Source organism: Streptomyces sp. SID5785 (genome assembly GCF_009870065.1).
Taxonomy (GTDB): domain Bacteria; phylum Actinomycetota; class Actinomycetes; order Streptomycetales; family Streptomycetaceae; genus Streptomyces.
Genome location: NZ_WWIA01000082.1, coordinates 22,901 through 31,168 on the forward strand (window position 1 = coordinate 22,901; position 8,268 = coordinate 31,168).

The following is an 8,268-nucleotide window of genomic DNA, read 5'->3' on the forward strand; positions in this document are numbered from 1 at the left end:
GCTTCCCGGCATGAGCACGGCGGACGACCACCACAGCGGGCACGAAGGGCACGACGGGCACGAGGCGCACGACGGGCACCACACGCGCGACGCAGCACGGCGCGGGCCCGACGCGCAGGCACAGGACGCGCAGGCGCAGGCGCAGGACGCGGTGCGCGTCTGGCACCGGCACGCCGGACCCGCCGTGCTCCTCGACGGCTTCCACGCCCTCAAGCACGCCCTGCGCTTCGGCGCGGACGTCCTCGTGGTGCTCGCCACCGACCGGGCCGCCACGCTCGCCCTGGCCGACGGTCTCGCCCCGGACATCGGCCCCGCGCTCGCCGCGCGGCTCGTCGAGGTTCCCGCGGACGTGCTGGGCGCGCTCGTGCCGCGGCCGCACCCCACCGGGGTGGCGGCGCTCGCGGGCCGCCCCGACCGGGCCGCGGGGCTCGCGGCCCTGCGCCGCACGGACCGGACGACACCCGTCGTCGTCCTCGACCAGCCGCGCAACCTGGGCAACGCGGGCGCCGTGATCCGCCTCGCGGCCGGCTACGGGGCCGCGGGCGTCGTCACGACGGGCAGCCTCGACCCCTGGCACCCCACCGTCGTGCGGGGCGGCGCCGGGCTGCACTTCGCGACCGCCGTGGAGCGCCTGGCCGTGGCCGAGCTGCCCGCGGGGCCGCTGTACGCGCTCGACCCCGAGGGCGACGACATCCGCGGCCTCACGCTCCCGGACGACGCGCTGCTCGCCTTCGGCTCGGAGCGCAGCGGTCTGACGCCGGAGCTGCGCGAGCGCGCCGACCATCTCGTCTCGCTGCCGATGCGGCCCCAGGTCTCCAGCTACAACCTGGCGACCAGCGTCGGCATGACGCTCTTCCACTGGAGCACGCACAGCACGCACGCACCCCTGCCGGACGCCCCCTGAGGAGCGTCTCGCCACGACGCGCCTCTACGAACCGGCGGTCTCCCGGCGCACCTCCACCACACGGAACCGGTTCGCCACGAAGGCGCCGTCGCACAGCGCCGCGTTCGCCGCGGGGTTGCCGCCCGAGCCGTGGAAGTCGGAGAACGCCGCCGTCTGGTTCACGTACACCCCGCCCGTCAGGTTGAGCGAGAGCTGGGCGCACTCGTCCAGGCAGACCTCCTCGACGGCGCCGGCCACCTCCTCGGACGTCGTGTACGCGCCGACGGTCATGGCGCCCTTGTCGCGCACCGTGCGCCGCAGCAGGTCCAGGGCGTCGGCCGTGGAGTCGACGGCGACGGCGAAGGAGACCGGGCCGAAGCACTCGCTCAGGTAGGCCGCCTCGGTGTCGGCGTGCTCCCAGACCTTGCGGGCGCCGTCGAGCTTCACCATCGCGGGCGTGCGCACCACCGCGTCGGGGAAGTCGGGGTGGGCGACCTCGCGCGAGGGCAGCGCCACCTCGCCGAGTGAACCGGCCGCCTCCAGACGGGCCTTCACGTCCGGGTTGACCAGCGCGCCCAGCAGCGCGTTCGCCCGGGCGTCGTCGCCGAGGAGGCCACCGACCGCGCGCGCGAGGTCGGCCACGACCTCGTCGTACGCCTTCGGGCCCTCGTCGGTGGTGATGCCGTCGCGGGGGATCAGCAGGTTCTGCGGGGTCGTGCACATCTGGCCGCTGTAGAGGGAGAGCGAGAACGCCAGGTTCGACAGCATGCCCCGGTAGGAGTCGGTCGAGTCGATGACGACCGTGTTGACCCCCGCCTTCTCCGTGTAGACCTGCGCCTGGCGCGCGTGGGTCTCAAGCCAGTCGCCGAACGCGGTGGAGCCCGTGTAGTCGATGATCCTGACCTCGGGGCGGACGGCCAGGTCCTTCGCGATGCCCTCGCCGGGGCGCTCGGCGGCCAGCGCCACCAGGTTGGGGTCGAAGCCGGCCTCGGCCAGCACGTCGCGCGCGACCTGCACGGTGAGCGCGAGCGGCAGCACCGCGCGCGGGTGCGGCTTGACCAGGACCGCGTTCCCCGTCGCCAGGGAGGCGAACAGGCCCGGGTAGCCGTTCCACGTCGGGAACGTGTTGCACCCGATCATCAGGGCGATGCCGCGGCCGACCGGCGTGAAGGACTTGGTGAGCAGCAGCGGGTCGCGCTTGCCCTGCGGCTTCGACCACTCCGCCGCGTCCGGCGTGCGGACCTGCTCCGCGTACGCGTACGCGACCGCCTCCATGCCGCGGTCCTGGGCGTGCGGGCCGCCGGCCTGGAACGCCATCATGAAGGCCTGGCCGCTGGTGTGCATGACCGCGTGCCCGAACTCCATGGTGCGGGCGCTGATCCGGGCCAGGATCTCCAGACAGACCGCGGCGCGCAGCTCGGCGCCCGCCTCGCGCCATGCGCGCAGGCCCGCGCGCATGGCGGGCAGCAGCACGTCGATGTCCGCGTGCGGGTACGTGACGCCGAGCTCGATGCCGTACGGGGAGACCTCGCCGCCCACGAAGTCGTCCGTGCCGGGCTGGCCCAGGTCGAGCCGGGCGCCGAGCAGCGCGTCGAAGGCGGCCTTGCCCTCGGCCAGGCTCAGGCTCCCGCTCTCCCCGTACGCCTTCGGGTGCTCCGGGTGCGGGGACCAGTACGCGCGCGTGCTGATCGCCTCCAGGGCCCGGTCGAGCGTCGGCCGGTGCTCGGCGATCAGGTCGTGCGCGGTGCGTTCGGCGGCCATGGGGGACCAACTCCTCCTCGGCGGCGGCTCCTCGTCGAGCCGGCGAGCTGGGCAGGGACGGGCAGACAGAGTTAGAGTAACCGAACGATCGGTCGGGACAAGGGGGTGCGGACAACCTGTGGAGAACCCCTCGGCGCGCACCGGACCCGGCCGGACCCGGAGCCCGCACCCCCGGGCGGATGCGGAAGGATCGCGGGCATGACAGCACATGACCGCCCCGTCGGCGTGGTGGGCACCGGCACGATGGGCCAGGGCATCGCCCAGGTCGCCCTGGTCGCCGGGCATCCCGTCCGGCTGTACGACGCCGCCCCGGGCCGCGCGCGGACGGCCGCCGAGTCGATCGCCGCCCGGCTCGACCGGCTCGTCGAGAAGGGCCGCATGAGCGCGGACGAGCGCGACGCCGCCGTCGCCCGCCTCACGCCCGCGCAGACGCTCGACGCGTTCGCGGACGCGACCCTCGTCGTCGAGGCCGTCCTGGAGGAACTGGACGTCAAGCAGGGGCTGTTCACCGCCCTCGAGGACATCGTCGACGACGACTGCCTGCTCGCCACGAACACCTCGTCCCTGTCCGTCACGGCGATCGGCGGAGCCCTGCGTCTGCCCGGCCGCTTCGTGGGCCTGCACTTCTTCAACCCGGCGCCCCTGATGCCCCTCGTCGAGGTCGTCTCCGGCGCCGCCACCGACATCACCGAGGCCACGCGCGCGTACGAGACCGCGCGCGCCTGGGGCAAGACCCCCGTGGCCTGTGCCGACACCCCGGGCTTCCTGGTCAACCGGATCGCGCGGCCCTTCTACGCCGAGGCCTTCGCGGTGCACGAGGAGCAGGGCGCCGACCCCGCCACCGTGGACGCCGTGCTGCGCGAGAGCGGCGGCTTCCGGATGGGTGCCTTCGAACTGACCGACCTCATCGGCCAGGACGTCAACGAGGCCGTGACGCGCTCCGTGTGGGAGGGCTTCTACCAGGACGTGAAGTTCCGGCCCGCGCTCTCCCAGCGCCGCCTCGTGGAGGCCGGGCGCCTGGGCCGCAAGACGGGGCGCGGCTGGTTCGCGTACAGGGACGGCGAGGAGCGGCCCGAGCCGCACACGGCGGCGCCCACCGCGCCGCCCGCGCGCGTGACGGTCGAGGGCGACCTGGAGTCCGCCGCCGAGCTGGTCCCGATGATGCGCGAGGCGGGCATCGAGGTCGTCCAGGAGGACGAGGACAAGGGCACCCGCATCGTCCTGCCCGGCGGCGGTCAACTGGTCCAGGCGGACGGCCAGACGTCCGTCGAGTTCCGCGACGTCGTCTACTTCGACCTCGCCCTGGACTACCGCTCGGCGACCCGGATCGCGCTGGCCGCCTGCAAGGACGGCAATCCGCGCACCCTGGACGAGGCCGTGGGCCTCTTCCAGGCGCTCGGCAAGGACGTCAGCGTCATCGGAGACGTGCCCGGCATGATCGTCGCCCGCACGGTGGCCCGGATCATCGACCTGGCGCACGACGCCGTCGCGCGCGGGGTCGCCACCGAGGAGGACATCGACACCGCGATGCGCCTGGGCGTCAACTACCCGCTGGGTCCGGTCGAATGGAGCCGCCGGCTCGGCCGCAGCTGGGCCTGCGGTGTCCTCGAGCAGCTGCACGAGCGCGACCCCTCGGGGCGCTACGCCCCGTCGCTCGCCCTCTTCCGGCACTCGTACAACCCCAAGAGCTGGGAGGGCTCCGCATGAGCACCGCACGACGGACCCCGGGGACGCGCCGCGACACCTACACCCCCGACTCGCTCCTCGCGGTCGCGGTGACGGTCTTCAACGAGCGCGGATACGACGGCACCTCCATGGAGCACCTCTCCAAGGCGGCCGGCATCTCCAAGTCGTCGATCTACCACCACGTGACGGGCAAGGAGGAGCTGCTGCGCCGCGCCGTGAGCCGGGCGCTCGACGGCCTCTTCGGCATCCTCGACGAGGAACCCGCGCGTGTGGGGCGCGCGGTGGAGCGCCTCGAACACGTCACGCGCCGCATGGTCGAGGTCCTGACCGGCGAACTGCCGTACGTGACGCTGCTGTTGCGCGTGCGCGGGAACACCGACACGGAGCGCTGGGCGATGGCCCGCCGGCGCGAGTTCGACCACCAGGTCGCGGCGCTGCTCAAGGCGGCGGTCGCCGACGGCGAGGTGCGCGACGACATAGAGGCGCGGCTCGCCACCCGGCTGCTCTTCGGAATGATCAACTCCATCGTGGAGTGGTACCGGCCCGACGGCGGCGGCCAGCTCCGCTCCCAGGAGGTCGCGGACGCGGTCGTGGAGCTGGTCTTCCAGGGCATGCGCAAGCCCGCCTGAGGGCGCCCCGGAGGCGTCAGGTGTCCGGTTCCAGGTCCTCCTCCTCGAAGACCAGCAGCGTGCGGCTGCTGAGCACCTCGGGGATGGCCTGGAGCTTGGTGAGGACGAGCTCGCGCAGGGCGCGGTTGTCCTCGGTGTGCACCAGGATCAGGACGTCGAAATCGCCGCTGACCAGCGCGATGTGCGAGGCCTCGGGGAGCCGTCGCAGCTGGTCGCGCACGGTGCGCCAGGAGTTCTGGACGATCTTCAGGGTGATGTACGCGGAGGCGCCGTGGCCGGCCCGCTCGTGGTTGATGCGGGCGCCGAACCCGCGGATCACGCCGTCGTCGATGAGGCGGTTGATGCGCGCGTAGGCGTTCGCCCGCGACACGTGGACGCGCTCGGCGACGGACCGTATCGAGGCGCGGCCGTCCTTCTGGAGCATCTGCAGGATGTCGCGGTCGATGGGATCCAGCGGGCGCGCCACGGGCTCCTGCGGCGGCCCTCCCGACCCGTCGGCCATTTGTTCAGATGCCATGCGCCCGCGCCTCCCTACCATGGACGTACTGCGTTCATCTCAGGCTGTGGAGAACCGTTTGTCCACAGCCTGGAGGTGCCTGTAGCCAAAGTGTGCCGACGACCGAACAATCGGTAGGTGAGGCGCATCACATCCGACGCGCCGCCGAAGCCGCTCCCACGAGGAGGTGCCGTCATGACGGTCATGGAGCAGCGGAGCGCCCGCCGCGCAGGCAGGACCGCGCCGCCGCCCGCCTGGCAGCCCCGCACGGACCCCGCGCCCCTGCTGCCCGACGCGCAGCCGTACCGCGTCCTGGGCACCGAGGCCGCCGCGCAGACCGACCCCGGGCTGCTGCGCAGGCTGTACGCCGAGGTGGTCCGCGGCCGGCGGTACAACGCGCAGGCGACCGCCCTGACCAAGCAGGGCCGCCTCGCGGTCTACCCCTCGACGACCGGGCAGGAGGCCGCCGAGGTGGCCGCCGCGCTCGCCCTGGAGGAGCGCGACTGGCTCTTCCCGAGCTACCGCGACACCCTCGCCGCCGTGGCCCGCGGCCTCGACCCCGTACAGGCCCTGACCCTGCTGCGCGGCGACTGGCACACCGGCTACGACCCGCACGAGCACCGCATCGCGCCCCTGTCCACGCCCCTGGCCACCCAGCTGCCGCACGCCGTCGGCCTCGCCCACGCCGCCCGCCTCAAGGGCGACGACGTCGTGGCACTCGCCATGGTGGGCGACGGCGGCACCAGCGAGGGCGACTTCCACGAAGCGCTGAACTTCGCGGCCGTCTGGCAGGCGCCGGTCGTCTTCCTGGTGCAGAACAACGGCTACGCGATCTCCGTCCCGCTCGCCAAGCAGAGCGCGGCGCCCTCCCTGGCCCACAAGGCCGTCGGGTACGGGATGCCGGGCCGGCTCGTCGACGGCAACGACGCGGTGGCGATGCACGAGGTCCTCACCGAAGCGGTCGCCCGCGCGCGTGAGGGGGGCGGCCCGACCCTGGTCGAGGCGATCACCTACCGCATGGACGCGCACACGAACGCCGACGACGCGACCCGCTACCGCGCGGACGACGAGGTCGAGGCGTGGAAGGACCACGACCCGGTCCTGCTCCTCGAGCAGGCGCTGACCGGACGCGAGCTCATCGACGAGGCGGGGATCCGGGCGGTGCGCGACGACGCCGAGACGATGGCCGCGGCGCTGCGCGAGCGGATGAACACGGATCCGGAGCTCGACCCCATGGACCTGTTCACCCACGTGTACGCCGAGCAGACCTCCCAGCTGCGCGAGCAGGCGGCCCAGCTGCGGGCCGAGCTCGACGCCGAGGCCGAAGCCGAAGGAGACCGGTGATGGCGACCGCCCCCGCCGCCGAGCGGGCCGCGAAGCCCGCCACCAAGCCGGCCACCATGGCGCAGGCCCTCGGGCGCGCCCTGCGCGACGCCATGGCCGAGGACCCGGCCGTGCACGTCCTGGGCGAGGACGTGGGCACCCTGGGCGGCGTCTTCCGGATCACCGACGGGCTGGCCGCCGAGTTCGGCGACGACCGCTGCACGGACACGCCGCTCGCCGAGGCGGGCATCCTCGGCGCGGCCGTGGGCATGGCGATGTACGGGCTGCGCCCGGTCGTCGAGATGCAGTTCGACGCCTTCGGCTACCCGGCGTTCGAGCAACTGGTCTCGCACGTCGCGAAGATGCGCAACCGCACGCGCGGGACGATGCCGCTGCCGATCACGATCCGCATCCCGTACGGAGGCGGCATCGGCGGCGTCGAGCACCACAGCGACTCCTCCGAGGCGTACTACATGGCGACGCCCGGCCTGACCGTCGTCACCCCGGCCACCGTCGCCGACGCGTACGGGCTGCTGCGGCGGTCGATCGCCTCCGACGACCCGGTCGTCTTCCTGGAGCCGAAGCGCCTGTACTGGTCCAAGGACACCTGGAACCCCGAGCGCCCGGCGGACGTTGAACCCATCGGCACGGCAGTGGTCCGCCGCCCCGGGACCAGTGCCACGCTCCTCACGTACGGGCCGTCCCTGACCGTCTGCCTGGAGGCGGCCGAGGCGGCCCGCGCCGAGGGCTGGGACCTCGAAGTGGTCGATCTGCGCTCGCTGGTGCCGTTCGACGATGCGACGGTCGCCGCGTCCGTGCGCCGCACCGGGCGCGCGGTCGTCGTCCACGAGTCCCACGGCTTCGGCGGCCCGGGCGGCGAGATCGCCGCGCGCGTCACCGAGCGCTGCTTCCACCACCTGGAGGCTCCGGTGCTGCGGGTGGCCGGGCTCGACATCCCGTACCCGCCGCCGATGCTGGAGCGGCACCATCTGCCCGGCGTGGACCGGGTGCTGGACGCCGTCGCCCGCCTCCAGTGGGAGCAGTGAGGCCGGTGCGAGGGCGATTTCGGGGACCAGTGAGGGGAGCGGTCTGATGGCGCAGGTGCTGGAGTTCAAGCTGCCCGACCTGGGCGAGGGTCTCACCGAGGCGGAGATCGTGCGCTGGCTGGTGCAGGTCGGTGACGTCGTCGCGATCGACCAGCCGGTCGTCGAGGTCGAGACGGCCAAGGCGATGGTCGAGGTGCCGTGCCCCTACGGAGGCGTGGTCACCGCCCGCTTCGGCGAGGAGGGGACCGAACTGCCGGTGGGAGCACCCCTGCTGACGGTCGCCGTCGGCGCGGACACGGGTGACGCAGCCGCCCCGCCCCCCGAGCCGGAGGGCTCGGGGAACGTGCTGGTGGGGTACGGCACGGCCGCCGCCCCGGCCCGGCGCAAGCGCGTCCGGCCGCAGAGCCCGGCCCCGGCCCCCGCCGCGGCCCCGGTGGCGCGGAC

At 73.6% G+C, this 8,268-nt stretch carries 8 protein-coding genes; 6 read left to right on the forward strand and 2 right to left on the reverse strand.

Annotated elements, in window-relative coordinates; translation table 11 throughout:
* Nucleotides 1-10: 10 nt before the first annotated feature.
* Nucleotides 11-904 carry a TrmH family RNA methyltransferase gene (locus tag GTW43_RS02725; RefSeq protein WP_161299931.1) on the forward strand — a complete coding sequence of 298 codons (894 nt, stop codon included), beginning with the start codon at nucleotides 11-13 and terminating at the stop codon, nucleotides 902-904.
* Nucleotides 905-928: 24 nt separating this feature from the next.
* On the opposite strand, the gene paaN is transcribed toward GTW43_RS02725, so the two are convergent.
* The gene (gene paaN / locus GTW43_RS02730) at nucleotides 929-2,644 is read right to left on the reverse strand and encodes a phenylacetic acid degradation protein PaaN (protein WP_161299932.1); all 1,716 of its coding nucleotides are present in this window, start codon (nucleotides 2,642-2,644) and stop codon (nucleotides 929-931) included.
* Nucleotides 2,645-2,842: 198 nt separating this feature from the next.
* Between paaN and GTW43_RS02735 the strand changes: the two genes are divergently transcribed.
* Nucleotides 2,843-4,351, forward strand: a complete 1,509-nt coding sequence (locus GTW43_RS02735) for a 3-hydroxyacyl-CoA dehydrogenase (protein ID WP_161299933.1) — start codon at nucleotides 2,843-2,845, stop codon at nucleotides 4,349-4,351.
* Nucleotides 4,348-4,959, forward strand: coding sequence for a TetR/AcrR family transcriptional regulator (locus tag GTW43_RS02740; RefSeq protein WP_161299934.1), 612 nt, complete (start codon nucleotides 4,348-4,350; stop codon nucleotides 4,957-4,959). The genes GTW43_RS02735 and GTW43_RS02740 overlap by 4 nt, the downstream gene beginning before the upstream one ends.
* A gap of 16 nt (nucleotides 4,960-4,975) precedes the next feature.
* On the opposite strand, the gene GTW43_RS02745 is transcribed toward GTW43_RS02740, so the two are convergent.
* Nucleotides 4,976-5,476, reverse strand: a complete 501-nt coding sequence (locus GTW43_RS02745; protein WP_237536352.1) for an Lrp/AsnC family transcriptional regulator — start codon at nucleotides 5,474-5,476, stop codon at nucleotides 4,976-4,978.
* A 174-nt stretch (nucleotides 5,477-5,650) separates the two neighbouring features.
* Here GTW43_RS02745 and pdhA point away from each other — a divergent pair, with 174 nt between their 5' ends.
* The 3 genes from pdhA to GTW43_RS02760 form a co-directional block, all read left to right on the forward strand.
* Nucleotides 5,651-6,799, forward strand: coding sequence for a pyruvate dehydrogenase (acetyl-transferring) E1 component subunit alpha (gene pdhA / locus GTW43_RS02750; RefSeq protein WP_161299935.1), 1,149 nt, complete (start codon nucleotides 5,651-5,653; stop codon nucleotides 6,797-6,799).
* Nucleotides 6,799-7,824, forward strand: a complete 1,026-nt coding sequence (locus GTW43_RS02755) for an alpha-ketoacid dehydrogenase subunit beta (RefSeq protein WP_161299936.1) — start codon at nucleotides 6,799-6,801, stop codon at nucleotides 7,822-7,824. Before pdhA ends, GTW43_RS02755 begins: the two co-directional genes overlap by 1 nt.
* A 46-nt stretch (nucleotides 7,825-7,870) precedes the next feature.
* The coding region (locus tag GTW43_RS02760; RefSeq protein WP_343245872.1) for a biotin/lipoyl-containing protein at nucleotides 7,871-8,268 on the forward strand (398 nt) is incomplete at its 3' end.